Genomic DNA, 16,140 nt, shown 5'->3' with positions numbered 1-16,140 from the left:
AAAGGAATTGCTTAAGATGGTCACTATTGAGTCTATCCGAAAGATGCGCCTACGTGAAGGCAGATCGATCCGAGAGATCTCGAGAACACTGGGCGTCTCGCGCCAAGCAGTCAGGCAGGCCATCCGCGGGGAGGTCAAACGGTCGTACACCATGTCTGAGCCGCGAGCATGCAGAGCCATGAAGGCTTTTATGTGCAAGAGGGCCGCGGCTTGGATCATCCTATCTGCGATCATCTTCTTGCTCTCCGGCTGCACCCCGACAAATCTGCGATCACCGCTTGCAGAAACCAGACATGACAAGTGGGTAACGGACATCACCTTTCTAGCGGACCAGCTCCCCAAGAGGCATAGGGAACTCTTTTTCAAGCTGGATAGCGCGGACTTCTATAAAGAGGCAGAACGCATCAAAGAGAGTGTGGACGAGTTGACCGATGATGAGCTTACAGTTGCAGTAAGCCGTCTCGTCGCATCGGTTGGCGATGGCCACACAGTCGCCTACCCTGATTTGCATTTCACATATCCCGTGAGGCTTTACTGGTTCAAGGAAGGGATGTATGCATTCGATGCGCCAGAGGAGCACCGGGAGATAGTCAACCTGAGGCTTGAGACTATAAGCGGCAAGCCCGTAGGTGAGGTGATTGAGGCCTTGAGGCCGGTCATTTCGTGCGACAACGAAGCAAGCTTTAGAGACTCCGTGACCCATTGTATTCTTGCACCGTACATTCTACGCGGACTAGGCATCTCCAACAGCGAGGACATCACGATGGGCTTTGCCGACAATAACGGTGACGAAGTCACCGTCACCCTGCAGCCCAAGGACCGTGGCAGCATAAGATACCTGGAACGTTTCAACCAATCCCCCGACCGACCGTTATACCTGCGAAACCCCGGGTCAAACTACTGGTACGAGTACCTTCCGGAGCACAAGACCGTCTATTTCCAATACAACGCCTGCGCGAATAAGGAAGACAGGTCGTTTTCAGCGTTCTCTCGCGACTTGTTCAACCTCATCGACGAAAATGGCGCTGAAAGGTTGATCGTTGACCTCAGGAATAACGGCGGAGGCAATTCGCTCGTCATGCAACCGTTCATCAGCAAAATCAGGGGAAGCGCTCTCGACCATGAGGACAGGCTCTTCGTTGTACTCGGACGGCGCACTTTCTCTTCCGCACTGCTCAACGCCTTAGAACTCAAGAACTCCACAAGAGCTACATTCGTTGGGGAACCGACGGGCGGAAGGCCCAATCATTACGGCGAGGTCAGAACACTACTCCTGACCAATACGGGAATCACAGTTAGGTACTCCACAAAGCATTTCGAGTATTCCAGTGAAGACACCGACTCGATGCTGCCCGACGTGGTCATCGAACCGAGCATAGTAAGCTTTGCCGCTGGTCGCGATCCAGTAGTCGATTGGATACTGCAAGGCGAGCGATGATAGCAGATATGAGCGGCAGGCTTGATGCCCGGCTTCCCTATTGCATAGATCCCCTTGTCTACTGCATGTACCTGCTTTGGGCCGTCCAGAGTCTACGGTAGTATTGCAATCTGGAGATGAACCTTATGCCTTTATCCGCGATGAGATCGAGGTTGCTCTTGGTCACTACAGCAGAGTCGGCCACGTAGACCAAATCGGCGAGATGGTCGGTAAACCCCTCTACCAGTTCCTTGATCACTCGCCTGTTCCAAACCTTAGCCGACTCGTTGCCGTCCGAAGCATGACCCAGCAGCGGTATGCCTTCTCCGTTAACCACCAGGCCGTAGTTGAACTGCTTGAGGTCGGGCCTATGGTCGCGGCTATACCCACGCGCAATATGGAAGGCCTGATCATCGGGCGAACTGGAGTCATACAAGCCTTTTACCGACCAGGATGTAGTGTCTGAATGCACCACGTCGAACTTGACGTCTTCCCTGAGAGCCGCCCTAAGAGCTGCAGCCCCGAACACCTTCTTCGGGCCGGCGTCGAAGATCTTGTCCAGAGTGCGGCCCAACGCAGAGTCATTGAAGTCATCCGCCGATGCATCGGTCCCGAACAGAACCGCAATATCCTGCAGTTCATAGAACTCGTCGACTCGGTATAGCGCAGTGCGGCCCATCAAGATGTTGATGAGCATAGCAAGGACGTGCGTTCCCGGCGAATGCTTACACTGCTTCTGATCCCATTTCACCATGTTGTCTATTGTCTCGACTATGCCAAGCTCCCTGATAATCTGGGCGATCATGGCCCCGGGTCCAGCGGAAAAGGCTGTGAGCGACATCGTCCTCGCCTCCTACTCCGACAATACACTATCAGAGCAAAGAGTACAAGGAATCAATTTCCAGTAGCAGGACCCTCAATTGGGCCAAAAACCCGTCATTCTATGCCGTCAAGGGTGCTGAAGATGGGATATCATACCGTCCCCTGATAGCATGTACAGCATCCACAGTGCTGACAACGCCACCAAAAGGAGCAAGATTCAAGGCCGTAAAGCTCGCCGATAGTCTATCCTTTAGCTTTTCCTGTCAAATACTCCAGAGGTGTCTTACCATGATTCACTATTATAGCCTCAATGAATTTCTTGAAGTCATCGTCGCAAAAGGACAGTTCTTCAATCTTGCTTTGAACCTCTTCAACCTTAACTTCATCACCTCTATCTAGATAAAACTCAATAAGATTACCGTATCCAACTCTCTTGTAATATACATCCGGAGAGTCAAGCAACTGCTCTATATATTCGTGACGTTCTGTGTCACCCAGTTCAAAACGTCCTGATGAGTGCTTTGCAAGTTTATCCACTGCTATCGGCTCTGCCATCTGGTGTTTCTTTCCATTGAGCAGTCTCTGCACCGCTAGCCCATCGCAGGACATCACACTTTTGCCCTTATAAGGATATCCTGCCGCAATCGCGGGAGCAAAAGAAAAGCAGCCAACACTAATAAGAGAATACGGAATGAACGAAAGACAGCCAGCCCTAATATCAGAATACCATTGCAGACTCAAGCCGATAATAGCAAATAACAGGCCGCTGACAACATTAGCTATTATGCCACCAGAATAGTATAGTATCTCTTCGCGATAGCTAAACTCAGGTTTTACGCTGTCCATATACGTCCATCCAAAAGTCCCCAATTTTGACCTAAATGAAAACCGCAGCTTAACCTCTCCCTTATCAACAAAGGAAAGTAACGGCCATACGTAGAACGCCCTGAATTTCTTACCAGCAAACCAGCCAAACAATACATGCCCCGCTTCATGTATCCAAGCTGTAAGATACATACCAACCACATAACTCAACAAAAAGCCTATAATCCCAAAATCCATAATTCGCCTCCTCCTGATACATGAGATTACTAGCCACTCACAACTCTAGCCTGCCGAGTTAGGGAATGTAGCCTTTATCGAGACATCCACAAATGTCAATCCGCTAGGAGCCTGTGCGGGTAGCTCAGCCCCAATGGATTACAGTAGATACGTTCATCGACCGTAAAGGCCGCGAGCTCTTTGATATCGCCATACCGCCTGTGTTTGGGGCACTGACATGTTCTTGCCAGACGGATGTCAGGCTACATCGCGCACAGTACTGCCATGTCTGCCTGTTTCTCGGACTTGAAGAGCTTCAGTATGTCGTGCGCTGTACACACAATCAGCCATTCTGCCCATACCTTTGGTCTGCCTCGAAGCAGAAACCGGCGTATGCCTTGCACTGCATTTACTTGGCCGAAGATCGGTTCGACGATCTGTTTTCCCAGGGCGTAGGCTTTGCGTCCGCGTACGGTCCTTAGTTTTCGTCTCATCCGGTCCTTACAGGATAGGCCGACCGGTATTCGCCCTCTTGCCGCTGGTTCAACGGATGCGCTGTGCTTCTGTTTGTCGGGAGGAATGTATGCACTGATTTTCCGCTTCTCAAGAAGGGTCACATTCTTCTCACTGAAGTAACCGGCATCGGCTGAAAGCTCTCGGGGGCTTGCGGTTCAGGTTGAATTCAATCTGCTTGACCATGTCTGGCAGGTGGGTCGCATCCGCAGCCTTATTCGTTAGGTCCGCTGCTACTATGATCTGCGACTTGCTATCCACAATGGCCTTAGCGTTGTATGCCTGGATGAACGCCTTGTCGGAGTTCTTCATTATGCGTGAATCGGGGTCGGTGAAGTTGCGCTGATCCTTGTCTTTCGGAGTCCCTGGCGGACCCTTGGGTTTCGGGCCGCGTTTCTTCCGCGATGGAGTGGATGCTGCCTCCGCAGGTTGCCCAGCGTCGGCAGAACGCGCTGCTTCTTCCTCAGCGCGCGCTTCTTCTTCCAGTGCCGTCATGGCCTCTTTGATCCTGGCCAACCGCTTCTCACGGATGACGAGATCCTCGGGAAGCTCGTCGCCCCGCTTATCGAACCCGAACTCGCGGTCTTCTTCCTTGTCAAGGCGCTCGTTGCTTCGGAAACGCTCCCGTATCTCCTTTTCGAGCCTGGCACGGGTCTCTTTCATGCGCCCGTAGCTCATGGCTTTGTGTTTGGAAGCGTTCGCCTTGATCTTCGTTCCGTCAAGCGCGACGTGCTTGAGCGATACAAGCCCCGACTTCTCGCAGACCGTCAGGATCTGAGCAAACAGCCCTGCAAGCTCCTTCAGGTGTCGGCTGCGAAACTCAGCTACGGTCCTGAACGATGGAGCGTTGCCCGCTCCGAGAACTCGAAACGCCACATCCTCTTCAAGGCGTTTGGCGATCTTTCTGGAGGAACGCACTCCAACGCATTCGGCGTACAGCAGGACCTTAACCATCGTCCTCGGGTGGTATGGCGGATACCCTCTCTCCTCTCGCTCATAGACTTGCTCGATGGCCGAGAGGTCCAGCTGATCGACGAGATCGCTTAACAAGTACGCCAGATGTCCCTCTGGAAGCCAGTCCTTGAGGGATGGAGGCAACACACACATTTGACTTGGGTTGTAAGGCCTGTATGTCTTGCTCATACTATGTGAATTCGCCATGTAGCTGCGTTTTCTTGTACATCGATCAAGATATTACTCGCACAGGCTCCTAGCAGCGCGCAAGAGGTGGGTTACCGTTGCATATCGAGGTTCCTGATTGCTGCATTAATCCGCTTCCTTACCTTTTGATAGTCGACTTCTGCCCACGCTTCGAGCAAGGGAATGTAGCCCGGATTGCCGCTCTCCTCAATCAGGTCAAGAAGGCGCCATATCAGCTCTCGGTTCCGGTCCTTCAGGTATCCCATGTCGTACGGCGGGCCCTTGACCAACAGTCGGTCAAGTCCCCTAAGCAACTCGTGTGCGTATGTCTCCCGCTCTATGGCCCATCCGTCGTCCGTGAGGACCAACATCGGCAATCGGCCGTCGTATTCGATATCAAGGTAGCCGCTGCAAATCACCCAGTCAATTCGCGCCAAGACGTCAGCCTGCGACAGGCTCGAGTAATAGCCATACACTGGGCTTTGATCGAAACCTAGCTCGACGACCTTTCTGTCCCGCGATCCTTTGAGAACCTTCGCCAGCATCGTCCGACCGCCCCGCATGATCAGGTTGTCCGCTCCCCTCAAGATGGCCGCGATCTCGCATTCGGGAAGATCCTTGACATCACGCGGATCAAGATGATATTGCACTCGCTCCTTTCGCCCGCTCATCTTCCTGGCCTCCATCGGCAAGACAGAACCTAGTTGCTGTCGTCCAGTTTCAGAACGTATTCGGGCTGATCCCCGTAGCAATCTCCAGTAGGCTTGAACCCAAACCCCCGGTAGAACGCCTCCGGGCTCGCTGGGCCCGTACCGCAGCTCGTATAGAGCTCGCGTACGCCCATCGACCGCAGATGAGCAAGCAGCCTATGTATGGCGCGGGCGCCGTATCCTTTACTCTGAAAAGGCCCTGCAATCATCATCCTCCAGAGGTACACTCCAGGGCAGTCAATCCCGTCCTCGTAGTCCGACCCGAGATGCAGCATTATGAAGCCAACGAGATCGCTGTCAGCGTAGATTGCTCTCACCCACGCTCCGTCTGAATAAGCGGCTTGAGCAAGCGAGACCGCGTTGTCTGCAACCATCTCGCGTTGCTCATCAGAGAGAGTGTCACTGAGCTTGCATACATCCAGCACTGTAGCAGCGGTTATTCGCTTGAAGTGCACATCAGGATCAGCCATGTGTATGTCTCCCCCTCTATCAGTTCAAGTGCGCCTCACGGACTGGCGTGTCAGCGGTGCACGACCTGACTTTCGTTCGAGGCATCTGACCTCCCAGGCGCTCAAGTGACCTGATCCCAAAGGCAGTGAATAGCCTTGCTTCCGTAGTCGTTATCCCGGGCTTTCTCATGAGGTCAGCGTCAGTTACAAGCCTGCCCAGTTCCTCCAGCGGGATTCCCGTCTCCGCCGCCGCTTCGAATACATCTGTGGAGTGCCTTACTCCTGCTTCATGAAGCCTTGCGCAGTAGGTTGCGGCGTTCCCGATCAGGCCAAAGTAGCCTTCCATCAGGGTGTCTTCCCTCGGAACCTCTGGAAGCCGGCTTACAGGAAGGTTGTTCAGTTCAGTCATATTGGCGCCTCCATGGGGCCACGCCGGGGGGCTACAGACTGTCTCACCCTTATCGAGACGTTCGGCTCCAGGATTGCGCAATCCTCCAGTACTACTCTCGACATCAGTACCGAACGACCCGGCGCGCCGCGTGGATGCCATCACCCAGGCTAGGAGGAGGCGGCCTCTTGCGCTTCCGAAAACCGACGCATCCGGAGACCAAGGTCTACCGTTGCTGCGAAAGGGAGTTGCTGCCGCAGTGTGGAATTAGGGCTTGCCTGATGCGAATTCCTCGCTCTACGATAAGGGGGCCGTATTATGCAACATCGTATGAAGACACACGCATTGACCAAACAAGAGATGGAGCAGTTGCTTCAACGAGCACAGACTGGCAGTTTGGCGACACTGAGTCCCGATGGCACACCGTACGTCACGCCAGTCCATTTCGTCCATTTCGATGGGGCGGTCTACTTCCACGGTCTGCCGAAAGGCAAGAAGCTTGAAAACATCGCCCGCAATCCTAGAGTCGGCTTTTCTGTCTATGAGATGGAGACGCTGTTGCTGGATCCGAATGGAAAACCATGTGATACGAATACAGAATACAAGAGCGTGATCATCTCTGGCACTGCCAGGCTCTTGGATGATATCGTGGAACGAAGCACTACACTGAGAAGAATCGTGGAGAAATACACACCCCACCTGGCGGGAAATAGCCTCTCGGACAGCATGGCTAGAGGTACAGCAGTAATACGAATCGATGTGACAGAGATGACCGGGAAGTATTTCCCATAGTGGGTGATGCGTGCTCACCAATTCGTAAGACGGATTGCGGAGGGCTAGATAGCCTCGGCTGTGGGACGCACAGGGGGCTCAATCCGTAAGCTAACGCCGCTAGAGCGTAAGCAACCGTACTCTGCCCCGCCCTGCCCACCCCTGGTCTACCACGCCTCGCCCCCGAATAGCCATCAAGAGGCAGGATGGTGGGTCTCCAGATGGCGAAAGGCGGGAAACGAACTCTCGTTGCAGGAGCCGTAACGCTGGCTCTGGCGGGCGCGGTGACCAGAGCGATCGGTGCAGTGTATCACGTCATCGTTGTCCGAGTAGTCGGGCCGGAGGCTCTGGGATTGTTCCAGATGGCCATGCCCCTGTATCGTCTGGCCTCGGGCAGTGCTGCGGGCGCCCGGCGCTCTGGCCATGCTGGCAGTATTCCTTCCCTTCGGCATGGGGCTGGCGGCTGCGGTCATGATCGGCGGGATGATCGTCGGAGAGCTCGGCTCTCTCGCTATTCTTGGATCCAAGACCCGGTCTCTGATGGCTGACAGGAGTCCAAGCGAGCCACTGCCTTCAAGGAAATCGGAACGAGACTCACGACACAGAAGAGCCCTGCTCAGACTCGGTATCCCGGCAATGATATCCGGCCTGCTCAATAGCCTTATCAGCCCGGTCAACGCAGCACTGGTCTCCCGCCAGCTTCAAAGTGCCGGTTTCACACAATCCGGTGCGGCTCAGGAGTTTGGCCAGGTAACTGGAATGGTCGCTCCCCTACTGTACCTGCCCATGTTGCTGGTCGGCCCTGTCATACAGGTGGTGACCCCGGCCGTAGCAGAACGGATGGGCGCAGGGCGGAGAGACAGAGTCCTCGAACTGCGGAAGCCTTGATGCTCCGGGCCCACTCGTCTACGCTCGCTGTGTGCGCGATTCGGACCCCATCCATACTTGCTGCACCACACGTCTTATGGAGTCTTTGCGGCCTTGAGAGAGAACAGCGCGTTCTAGGACCAGCAGTTGTTGACAATGGACTGTACGAAGGCCCTGATATCACCTAGTCGATTTTGGAGTATCTCATGAATCTGGCTATCATCCACTTCATCGTACATGTGCACGATGCGATTCCGGAATCGAGCCATCGATCTGTACACCGGCAAAGCGTCTGCCGGCAGCAGCCCAATCTCACTGACAACCTCGAAAGACTCTACGTTCGTCGCTGGAACCCTGAGCCTCTTGCGCGAGATGATATGGTTACATATGTCAATCATCGCCTCGATGCTGGTCTGCAGGTTGTACTTAGCTGAGTCAATGCTCCGAAAGTCAGTGAGAAAGGCGTCCCTATCCATTCGTGCCAGCTCCTCAAGTTTTGAGAGCGAGTCTGTGATGGCCTGGAGCTTGTGCAGAATCCTCGACTCGTCAACCACGGAGATAGTCCTCCTTCAGCCCCGCTTTCAGATCGCTCAGAAAGGTCTTCATGTATATGCCATAGTCCTTATGAACCGATAAGACCTTTTCGATATAGTCCGACGTCTTCAGAGGATCGCGATCCAGGATGAGCTCGCCTTCTGATATGACTGCATGCTGCAGATCATTGCGAGCGGAGTTGAGGACCAGCAGATCCACGTCTTCTCTCCCGAGCGCCACCGCCACATCAGCCGACAGCGAAAGCTCATCCAAAAGAGAGATGTCGCCGTCCGTGAGAACAGCAATGTCGACATCGCTCATGGTAGTGGCCTGTTCTGTGCCTGTGGAACCAAAGAGATAGGCGGCCACAACCTGATCGCGTTTCGTAAGGACAGGCACTACTGCGTCCTTGATTCGCTTGACAACGTCCTGTTCGCGCATGCAGATCACCTCCGATAGCCAGATCGGCGACCACTCATTGGTCCCTTGCTGTTGCGCCTCCATTCTATCAGTCCCTGGACTTGCTGACCATGCACGCGTAGGATCATTGGGCCGCTGCGACGAGGATGATCTCAGCGAAAGCGAATGCTGATACCCGTCTTCAGCACCCTTGGGCATTCAGCTTCTGAGTTTTCAGGGGTCTTGCACGCCGTGCGGGATGGTGACGCAGACGGATGGCGAGACTCCCAGCGCGCGGAACATCTTGTCAGGGAACATCTTCTATCCGGATAGCGCCCGGCTGCGGTCAGGGAGAATCACGACTATGACAGCGTCAAACGAATCCAGGATCATTCGAGTTGTAGGCCGTTTCGTTATCCGTTTGCCCGGTATGGGAAGCTCTTCGTCATTAGCCTCGGCATAGCGCCGTGCCCGGCGCTGAATGATTGCGCGAACCATGGCGGCAAGGAGAACCACATAGGCAAGGGCTTCCAGCCTTTCGGGTTTCTTCACGAACATGGCCCCTACGAACTCCGGTTCCTTGATGGCCTTAAACTGCAGCTCGACAGCGGTTTGTTCCTTGTAGTCTCGCAGTACCGTCTCGGCTGGTCTCTCCTCCGCGTCGAGCATGTTGGTGATCAGGACAAAGCAAGAGGCTCTGAGCTTCAATTCTGCGTACTCCTGCTCCTTCAAATCGCCTACCGCAGCCCTCACTCTATAGACGGTCCTGGTAGGGACGGGTTCTTCTTTCCGCGGCCTGCCGGGTCTGGACCTTTTGAGAACCGCTTCTTCGGCTTGTACGTCCCCCGAGATCACGTAAAGGGCGTCACGATTCTCGCTCCTGACTCTCTCAAGAGCTGACCTGGCGTCCGGCTCACAAGCGAACTCCACTTTCTCTAGCTGCTGGAGCTGGGCCTCGAGTTCGTCGCGTAGCTTGAGAAGGTTCTTCTCAAGAGTCTTTGCCTTTCTCTTGTCGAGGCTGGTCGAATGCACGACGATGAGCCTGTAGGGCCGAACGGCGGTCTTCGTTGCGATATCTACAATGTACTCCTTACACTTGTAGAACGCCGAGTCGCGCTTGGGGTTCTGAGTCAGAACACCGACGTTGATCCAGCCGCCCTCCGACCAAGCCCGATCCTTGATCTCCTGTTCCTGCGTGAATGTTGCAGGTAGCCTTGAGATGAACCTTATGCCCTTATCCACAATGAGGTCGAGGTTGTCCTTGGCCACTACAGCGGAGTCGGCCACGTAGACCAAATCGGTGAGATGATCGGTGAACTGCTTTACCAACTCCTCGATTACTCGCCTATTCCAAACCTTGTCCGACTCGTTGCCGTCCGAAGCGTGGCCTAACAGCGGTATGCCCTCTCCGTTGACCACCAGTCCATAGTATAACTGCTTGAGGTCAGGCCTGTGGTTGCGGCTATACCCATGCGTGACATAGAACGCCTGGTCGTCAGGCGAACTGCAGTCAAACAGGCCTTTCACCGACCAAGATGTGGTGTCTGCATGCACCACGTCGAACTTGACGTCTTCCCTGAGAGCCGCCCTCATAGCTGCAGCTCCGAATACTCTCTTCAGGCCGGCATCGAAGATCTTGTCCAGGGTGCGGCCTAACGCAGAGTCATTGAAATCCTCGGTCGCAGCCTCAGTCCCAAACAGAACCGGAACATCCTGCAGTTCGTAGAACTCATCGACTCGATAGAGCGCGGTACGGCCCATCAAGAAGCAACACGCGGGTCGAGACCGGGCGCTCTTGTAGCCCGAGCGGCAAGTCAACCCATCACAGAAAGGAGGAACCACTATGTCAACCACACTTGAGACAGGCGCGGAGTATGCGGACTTCCTGGACGATCTCTATGGCGAGGCAGCTCAGTCTTCTGATGATGCAATCGGGGACGAGGCTCTGGCTAACTGGGCTCTGCGCAAGATCGGCGCAGCGCGCGACGAACTCGCCCGCAAACAGCGGGTGGTGGCAAGCGAAGTAGCCCGAGTTGAAGAGTGGCTCGCAGGCGAGACCCAACGCCTGCAGGCCCGCATCGATTACTTCACAGGACGGCTCATTGTCTACCATCGTCCTCTGTTTGAAGCTGACCCCAAGCACAACAGGACCATCAAGCTGCCCTGCGGCACATTGCAGTTCAGAAAGCCGCCGGCGCGGTTCGAGCGTAACGAAGGCGCGCTGCTCAGTTGGCTCGAAGACCAGAGTCTTGAGGAGTTTATCAAGGACAAGCGTGAGGTAGACTGGGCAAGGTTCAAGTCACAATGCCAGGTTGCCGGCGACAAGCTCATCCTCAAGGCAACCGGCGAACTGGTCGACGGAGTCCAAGTGCTTCAAGATCCCCCACAGTTCAAGGTGATCACCGTAGAGAGAGAGGAGGAACCAGCATGACCGCGCAGCCTGCGGTATTTCGGCGTGCAGAGCGCCGTAGAGCGAAACTGAGGCTGGCGCTGGCGGGCCCCAGTGGGTCAGGCAAGACCTACTCAGCCCTTCAGATCGCCTTCGGCCTTGGACAACGCATAACCCTGATAGACACCGAACGAGGCTCCGGCGAGCTGTATGCCCATCTCGGGGCGTATGATGTGTGCGCCATCGAACCCCCGTTCCTGCCCCAGAAGTACGTCGATGCAATCTCCGCCGCCGAACAAGCAGGGTACGATGTAATCACTGTAGACTCACTCTCACATGCCTGGGTAGGCGATGGCGGGATGCTCGACATACAGGGCAGAGCCGCGGCCTGCACCGGCAATTCGTGGAGCGCATGGCGGGAAGTCACTCCCATGCACAACCAGCTTGTGGACAAGCTGCTGCAGTCGCCATGCCACGTGGTCGTCACCCTTAGAAGCAAGACAGAATACGTTCAGACCCAGGAAAGCGGCAAGACCATCATTCGCAAGGTTGGGCTGGCGCCTGTGTTCCGTGACGGAGTCGAATACGAGTTTACGGTGTTCTTCGACCTGGTAGCAGACCATACGGCGCTCGCAAGCAAGGATAGAACCGGGCTCTTCGACGGGCGCTACCTGATTCCCACGTCCGACACCGGGCGTGAGCTCCTGGCCTGGCTGGACAACTCTGCGGAGGATCCGTTGTTCTCCCCGCCGTCGGATAATGCGTCCGGTGCCCAGAAGGTCACGAAATCACGTCATTCTCCTCAACCTGCCACCTGGAAGGAGAAGTTCCTGGCTTCCTGTGCAGCCCAAGGCTTGACCCCTGAGGAAGATGTCAAGGCCTGGGCTCTCTCACTTGACGGGGCGTCACCCGACGCCTCCTTCGACTCTATCCCCGAGGAGAAGTTCTGCCACCTGACTGTGGCCGGAGTGACCAAGAAATCTGAAGCTGCCCGAGCCAGTTTCAACCGCTGGCGTGATCACAGAGAGACCTCGCAGAAGGGAGCCTGATTGCATGAAGCGAGGAACCCGGGCAGCCCTGATCTCAGGTACAGCAACTGCAGGTGGACTCGGTGGAGCGTCCCTAGGGTGCGCCGCGGGTTACGTGGTTGCCGGCCCAGTGGGCGGTGCCATCCTGTTCGCATGTGGACTCGTGGGGGGCGCTGTAAGCGGAGCCACACAATGCGCCCGAAGAATCGATCAACTGTCAGAAAGGAGGGAGCAACAGCGGATAGAGACTTCATCGCCGCCCTCGCCATAGGCTTCGAGGAGGCCATGGACGTCATCAGGGGCGAAGACAGCCCGGGAGACGCCATTGAGGACGTAAGGGAGAGACTCGAAGAACTCGAAAACGAATAAGGGCAAAGGATGCTCTCCACGCGGGGAGCACCCTTTGCCTTGAGGACACGATGAGCCACTGGCTAGCGGGAGGCTAACTCATACATTTCCCCGGGCGTTCATGCCATGGCGCACAGCTCTACCTTGCCAGCTCTCATGGAATCTAGAGTGGATTTCACCTCATCGACCGCGAAAAGCGACTGGGCATGCATAGCTCTCCCATCTCAAGGCGATGTCTTGTCCATCAGCAGGAAAAGCTCTCGGCACCGCAGAATAGGCGCGATACGCGCAGATGACATGGACTGCAAGCATGCCACCGCGCGCTTATCATTCGCAGTCGCGCGGCCTGGCCATCCTAGGATCCCAGGTCATTCGTGCTCCTGCAGTAAGCACAGATGCTCGATGCCGTGCAATCGTCACAATCCGGTTCCCGCGCACCACACATTGACTTGCCTAGCCAGTACAGCTGGCCATCTAGCAACCACGGATTTGTCGGGTACATCCGGCGTGTAAGCTCTATTGCCTCATCTGCGGATAGCATCCTGCCCACCATGATCCGTCCCAGAACCCGCCTTACGTGCACATCAGCCTTGACGTCGCTGTTGCCCTTGAGATGGCCAGTGTCAAGCAGAGCCCCGATAGCCATGCGGCCCAGCTGCGCTCCAAGGTGCAGCTCATCGAAGCGTTCCTGAACCTCCATCACACTCTGACCTGCCCATATCTTGCGCGCATCGCCATCGTAGTTGGCAACGATGTCCCGACCGATTCTCCAGACCCTCTTGTGGGCAGCCGGGAACCTGTGCAGCCTGAACACCCTGAACTTGGCCTCCCATTCATCCTCGGAGAAATCGGCAATGGCGTTCCACAGGTCTGAAGGGTCGCCGAGTATGTCCTCAGCCAGCCGCCGAGCGTTTCCCCAGGCCTGCTCAGACGGGATCTGATAGTCAAGTATACAGGCCAGAAGGAACTTATTCGCGCTCTTCTTGCTAAGCCGCTTGCCCTTGCTGTCGCTGAGCCAATACCAGTATATGCCTTCCTCTTGGCTGTTCTTGATCATCAAGGCGGTTGCATCCTTCATACGCTTGGCCGTTATCTCGAATCCGGTCACATCTTCACGCCCCATCCACATTGATAAGCGTCTCACTGAACTGCACAGAAGCGAGGCTGATGATCTCCTTCTCCGCTGCAGCGACCGAACACACCAAACCTGATGGGCCTCTGCTGTCCGAAAACCATGGAGCAAGGTACAGTGACACAGGCCGTTTCAGTCTTGCCGAGGTTACCGGTGGTTGGAACAGAACGTCAGCCCACCTTCGGTATTTCTTAGTAGGGGCCCTATAGGCCTTGAAGCCGAAGACCGCATGACTCAGGTCGCCTATGTGGTAATCCAAGCCATCGCCCCAACGAGCAAATTCATGCTTGTTTGTGCGTATTCTCCTGATGTTCTCACTCACTGAGTGCTGAACCCCCCGACGCTCGGTCTTGTCGACATAGATGGGCACGAAGTCGGCTGTGTTTCCCCGGCCCATAATGTAGATCAGACCGTCCCAGGCATCGTCGCTCAAGCCATCCTCAACGATCTCGATGATCGCTTGCTCCATCAGTGGATGCCTCTTGAGAATGGGTTTCTGTTTCTTCCCCATGTACTTAACTCTCACGGTTAGGTCATCATCACAGTCGAACAGCGGGACCAACCTATGCCCATCGAGGTCCATGAGCTAATCATGCAAGTCCATCATCTTCGATTCCCTTCTTCGTTCAGCAGTTCGCCTGGGTAGGCGTCACCAGATAGGCTGATTATCTGATACTCCAGGCTACCTATCGTCGTTGGGAAGCCAGGTATGGCAGGTGCCTTCACTGCGGACTGCGGGATCGCCATGAGGTATAGCCCCATCCTGGTCTTGCCACTCGCATCAGGAATGGTTCTCCTCCAGTTGGAGTAGGATCCTTTGCCGGCGTTGAGGCTGCCGACATGAGTGCTCCAACGTCCAAGGAGATCATGTGTCTTGCCAATGTACAGAGGGATCATGCTGCCGGCACGTTTCGTGAACAGGCCGACAGGCTCGAGGAAGTGCTCATAGTCTGCGGGACATACTCTCCCAGCTCAAGACTTCACCCTCGGACGCCGCCGTACACCACGATGACTCGTAACTGGCCATGAACCGTTCCAGGAGAGTGCGCTTCGCTGCACGGTCGTAAAGGTCAGCCCTATTGACGACATCTTGAGCTACAGCATGAAGCTCATCTGCCATCGTCTTCATCAATCTCCTTACCAGAATCGAGCGATCCTCTGAGCCTCTGCATCATCTGACCGATGCCCCTGCAACCCGCCAATGGTTGCACATAAGAGCACCCCTCACCGAACGCCTTCCTCACCACATCAGCGTAGTTACGCCCGCCGAGTATCACGATGCTTTGGTATCGAGTCAGCCCCTTCCTACGTATCTGCTCCCTGAGTTGTCAGAACGTGACGACCTCTGCCGTCCTGTGGTTGAACGTCACGTCATAGTTGGCCGGAGCCGAATCATACGGCCTCATAAACCCGTACTTGGCAGAGAGTACTACCCAATCCTCAAAGAACCGGTCCGCGTAATCCCGGCACGTGCCTGCAAATGAGCCTACATATACGTCCCTGGCCGGCGTGGGCCCTGCTTCAGGGTTCACGTTCACGTCCCAGATCTTCTTCCGGCCGCAGGGAACTACGCATAGTCTGGCTATGTTTACTACCACCCGTCCATGTAGTCGATACCCAGCCAAGTATTCGCAATAGCAGTGGCGTTTTCCTTTTGATGCTGAGCGAAGACCGTGCTCAGCAAACAGAGAGCATCCATCTTGGACCCAGTGCAGTAAATTCAGGGGGTTCTATGGGCTAAGTAAGCGTCAAATGGCGCACACCTAGCAGCGAGGGCTTATGTGTGCTTGTGTTTCTGAGGGGGCAAGCAGCAAGAAGCCCCCACCTCGATGAAGTGGGGGCCGGTATGCTCAGGTTGTTACCGGTTGGTTCTGCAGGCCTCAGGCAATGAGTTGGAGTAGGGCAGCAGCTTCTCGATAGCCGCGGGATCGACGAGGTCAATGTTCGGCATCTGCTCGAACAGATGGCGTAGATAGGCGAAGGGGTTCAGCCCGTTCTCCTTGGCCGTTTCAATGATGCTATAGATCACGGCGCTGGCTTTGGCCCCGCGGGGAGTGTTGGCGAATAGCCAGTTGCGGCGGCCTATCACGACCGGCCTGATCGACCGCTCCGCCCGGTTGTTGCTAAGCTCCAGCCGTCCGTCCTGCAGGAAAGCCTCGAGCCTATCCCACTGGTTGAGGCAGTAGGCCACC

At 55.4% G+C, this 16,140-nt stretch carries 19 protein-coding genes and 1 pseudogene; 6 read left to right on the top strand and 14 right to left on the bottom strand.

Annotated elements, in window-relative coordinates; all coding sequences use genetic code 11:
• On the top strand, positions 1 to 1,438 hold a 1,438-nt coding region (locus tag VB144_12930), incomplete at its 5' end, for a hypothetical protein (protein MEA4884533.1).
• A gap of 58 nt (positions 1,439 to 1,496) precedes the next feature.
• On the opposite strand, the gene VB144_12925 is transcribed toward VB144_12930, so the two are convergent.
• From VB144_12925 to VB144_12900, 6 genes and pseudogenes are all read right to left on the bottom strand, one after another.
• A complete protein-coding gene (locus tag VB144_12925) occupies positions 1,497 to 2,258 on the bottom strand; it encodes an IS1634 family transposase (GenBank protein ID MEA4884532.1) in 762 nt (253 codons plus the stop codon).
• Positions 2,259 to 2,482: 224 nt separating this feature from the next.
• Entirely contained in the window at positions 2,483 to 3,301 is an 819-nt protein-coding gene (locus VB144_12920; protein ID MEA4884531.1) for a hypothetical protein, read from the bottom strand.
• 242 nt (positions 3,302 to 3,543) lie between these two features.
• Positions 3,544 to 4,954: pseudogene (locus VB144_12915) on the bottom strand (IS1182 family transposase).
• Between the two features lie 71 nt (positions 4,955 to 5,025).
• On the bottom strand, positions 5,026 to 5,604 hold the full coding sequence (locus tag VB144_12910) for an RQC-minor-1 family DNA-binding protein (GenBank protein ID MEA4884530.1): 579 nt from the start codon (positions 5,602 to 5,604) through the stop codon (positions 5,026 to 5,028).
• A gap of 29 nt (positions 5,605 to 5,633) precedes the next feature.
• Positions 5,634 to 6,113: a GNAT family N-acetyltransferase gene (locus VB144_12905; protein ID MEA4884529.1), complete on the bottom strand. Its 480-nt coding sequence runs from the start codon at positions 6,111 to 6,113 to the stop codon at positions 5,634 to 5,636.
• Between the two features lie 19 nt (positions 6,114 to 6,132).
• A complete protein-coding gene (locus VB144_12900) occupies positions 6,133 to 6,501 on the bottom strand; it encodes a DUF4332 domain-containing protein (protein ID MEA4884528.1) in 369 nt (122 codons plus the stop codon).
• A gap of 297 nt (positions 6,502 to 6,798) precedes the next feature.
• Between VB144_12900 and VB144_12895 the strand changes: the two genes are divergently transcribed.
• A complete protein-coding gene (locus VB144_12895; GenBank protein ID MEA4884527.1) occupies positions 6,799 to 7,272 on the top strand; it encodes a pyridoxamine 5'-phosphate oxidase family protein in 474 nt (157 codons plus the stop codon).
• A gap of 402 nt (positions 7,273 to 7,674) precedes the next feature.
• A complete protein-coding gene (locus VB144_12890; protein ID MEA4884526.1) occupies positions 7,675 to 8,139 on the top strand; it encodes a hypothetical protein in 465 nt (154 codons plus the stop codon).
• A 113-nt stretch (positions 8,140 to 8,252) separates the two neighbouring features.
• On the opposite strand, the gene VB144_12885 is transcribed toward VB144_12890, so the two are convergent.
• The 3 genes from VB144_12885 to VB144_12875 form a co-directional block, all read right to left on the bottom strand.
• Positions 8,253 to 8,672 carry a DUF86 domain-containing protein gene (locus VB144_12885; protein MEA4884525.1) on the bottom strand — a complete coding sequence of 140 codons (420 nt, stop codon included), beginning with the start codon at positions 8,670 to 8,672 and terminating at the stop codon, positions 8,253 to 8,255.
• Positions 8,665 to 9,093, bottom strand: a complete 429-nt coding sequence (locus VB144_12880; protein ID MEA4884524.1) for a nucleotidyltransferase domain-containing protein — start codon at positions 9,091 to 9,093, stop codon at positions 8,665 to 8,667. Before VB144_12880 ends, VB144_12885 begins: the two co-directional genes overlap by 8 nt.
• Before the next feature lie 279 nt (positions 9,094 to 9,372).
• On the bottom strand, positions 9,373 to 10,812 hold the full coding sequence (locus VB144_12875) for an IS1634 family transposase (GenBank protein MEA4884523.1): 1,440 nt from the start codon (positions 10,810 to 10,812) through the stop codon (positions 9,373 to 9,375).
• Positions 10,813 to 10,894: 82 nt separating this feature from the next.
• Here VB144_12875 and VB144_12870 point away from each other — a divergent pair, with 82 nt between their 5' ends.
• From VB144_12870 to VB144_12860, 3 genes are all read left to right on the top strand, one after another.
• Positions 10,895 to 11,482 (top strand): host-nuclease inhibitor Gam family protein, encoded by a 588-nt coding sequence (locus VB144_12870; GenBank protein MEA4884522.1) that lies wholly within the window; start codon positions 10,895 to 10,897, stop codon positions 11,480 to 11,482.
• Positions 11,479 to 12,489 (top strand): ATP-binding protein, encoded by a 1,011-nt coding sequence (locus VB144_12865; GenBank protein ID MEA4884521.1) that lies wholly within the window; start codon positions 11,479 to 11,481, stop codon positions 12,487 to 12,489. The genes VB144_12870 and VB144_12865 overlap by 4 nt, the downstream gene beginning before the upstream one ends.
• Positions 12,490 to 12,660: 171 nt before the next feature.
• On the top strand, positions 12,661 to 12,837 hold the full coding sequence (locus VB144_12860) for a hypothetical protein (protein MEA4884520.1): 177 nt from the start codon (positions 12,661 to 12,663) through the stop codon (positions 12,835 to 12,837).
• A gap of 334 nt (positions 12,838 to 13,171) precedes the next feature.
• Here the strand turns inward: VB144_12860 and VB144_12855 are convergent, their stop codons facing one another.
• The 5 genes from VB144_12855 to VB144_12835 form a co-directional block, all read right to left on the bottom strand.
• Positions 13,172 to 13,873, bottom strand: coding sequence for a hypothetical protein (locus VB144_12855; protein MEA4884519.1), 702 nt, complete (start codon positions 13,871 to 13,873; stop codon positions 13,172 to 13,174).
• Positions 13,874 to 13,928: 55 nt separating this feature from the next.
• Positions 13,929 to 14,531 carry a hypothetical protein gene (locus VB144_12850; GenBank protein MEA4884518.1) on the bottom strand — a complete coding sequence of 201 codons (603 nt, stop codon included), beginning with the start codon at positions 14,529 to 14,531 and terminating at the stop codon, positions 13,929 to 13,931.
• 20 nt (positions 14,532 to 14,551) lie between these two features.
• Positions 14,552 to 14,845 carry a hypothetical protein gene (locus VB144_12845; protein ID MEA4884517.1) on the bottom strand — a complete coding sequence of 98 codons (294 nt, stop codon included), beginning with the start codon at positions 14,843 to 14,845 and terminating at the stop codon, positions 14,552 to 14,554.
• A 431-nt stretch (positions 14,846 to 15,276) separates the two neighbouring features.
• Entirely contained in the window at positions 15,277 to 15,486 is a 210-nt protein-coding gene (locus tag VB144_12840; protein MEA4884516.1) for a hypothetical protein, read from the bottom strand.
• A gap of 320 nt (positions 15,487 to 15,806) precedes the next feature.
• Positions 15,807 to 16,140 (bottom strand): transposase (locus VB144_12835; GenBank protein MEA4884515.1); only part of this gene is annotated, 334 nt, incomplete at its 5' end.

This window comes from Clostridia bacterium (assembly GCA_034926675.1).
GTDB lineage: Bacteria > Bacillota > DTU025 > DTU025 > DTU025 > JAYFQW01.
The sequence above is the reverse complement of the archived record's forward strand: the minus strand, read 5'-3'. Positions and strand labels throughout refer to the sequence as shown.

What these genes read in the sequence shown, in the direction of transcription:
- VB144_12925 (MEA4884532.1), bottom strand. Translation starts at nt 2,258, where the DNA reads ATGTCGCTCACAGCCTTTTCCGCTGGACCCGGGGCCATGATCGCCCAG.
- VB144_12920 (MEA4884531.1), bottom strand. Translation starts at nt 3,301, where the DNA reads ATGGATTTTGGGATTATAGGCTTTTTGTTGAGTTATGTGGTTGGTATG.
- VB144_12910 (MEA4884530.1), bottom strand. Translation starts at nt 5,604, where the DNA reads ATGAGCGGGCGAAAGGAGCGAGTGCAATATCATCTTGATCCGCGTGAT.
- VB144_12905 (MEA4884529.1), bottom strand. Translation starts at nt 6,113, where the DNA reads ATGGCTGATCCTGATGTGCACTTCAAGCGAATAACCGCTGCTACAGTG.
- VB144_12900 (MEA4884528.1), bottom strand. Translation starts at nt 6,501, where the DNA reads ATGACTGAACTGAACAACCTTCCTGTAAGCCGGCTTCCAGAGGTTCCG.
- VB144_12895 (MEA4884527.1), top strand. Translation starts at nt 6,799, where the DNA reads ATGCAACATCGTATGAAGACACACGCATTGACCAAACAAGAGATGGAG.
- VB144_12890 (MEA4884526.1), top strand. Translation starts at nt 7,675, where the DNA reads ATGCTGGCAGTATTCCTTCCCTTCGGCATGGGGCTGGCGGCTGCGGTC.
- VB144_12880 (MEA4884524.1), bottom strand. Translation starts at nt 9,093, where the DNA reads ATGCGCGAACAGGACGTTGTCAAGCGAATCAAGGACGCAGTAGTGCCT.
- VB144_12875 (MEA4884523.1), bottom strand. Translation starts at nt 10,812, where the DNA reads ATGGGCCGTACCGCGCTCTATCGAGTCGATGAGTTCTACGAACTGCAG.
- VB144_12870 (MEA4884522.1), top strand. Translation starts at nt 10,895, where the DNA reads ATGTCAACCACACTTGAGACAGGCGCGGAGTATGCGGACTTCCTGGAC.
- VB144_12865 (MEA4884521.1), top strand. Translation starts at nt 11,479, where the DNA reads ATGACCGCGCAGCCTGCGGTATTTCGGCGTGCAGAGCGCCGTAGAGCG.
- VB144_12860 (MEA4884520.1), top strand. Translation starts at nt 12,661, where the DNA reads ATGCGCCCGAAGAATCGATCAACTGTCAGAAAGGAGGGAGCAACAGCG.
- VB144_12855 (MEA4884519.1), bottom strand. Translation starts at nt 13,873, where the DNA reads ATGATCAAGAACAGCCAAGAGGAAGGCATATACTGGTATTGGCTCAGC.
- VB144_12850 (MEA4884518.1), bottom strand. Translation starts at nt 14,531, where the DNA reads ATGGACCTCGATGGGCATAGGTTGGTCCCGCTGTTCGACTGTGATGAT.
- VB144_12845 (MEA4884517.1), bottom strand. Translation starts at nt 14,845, where the DNA reads ATGATCCCTCTGTACATTGGCAAGACACATGATCTCCTTGGACGTTGG.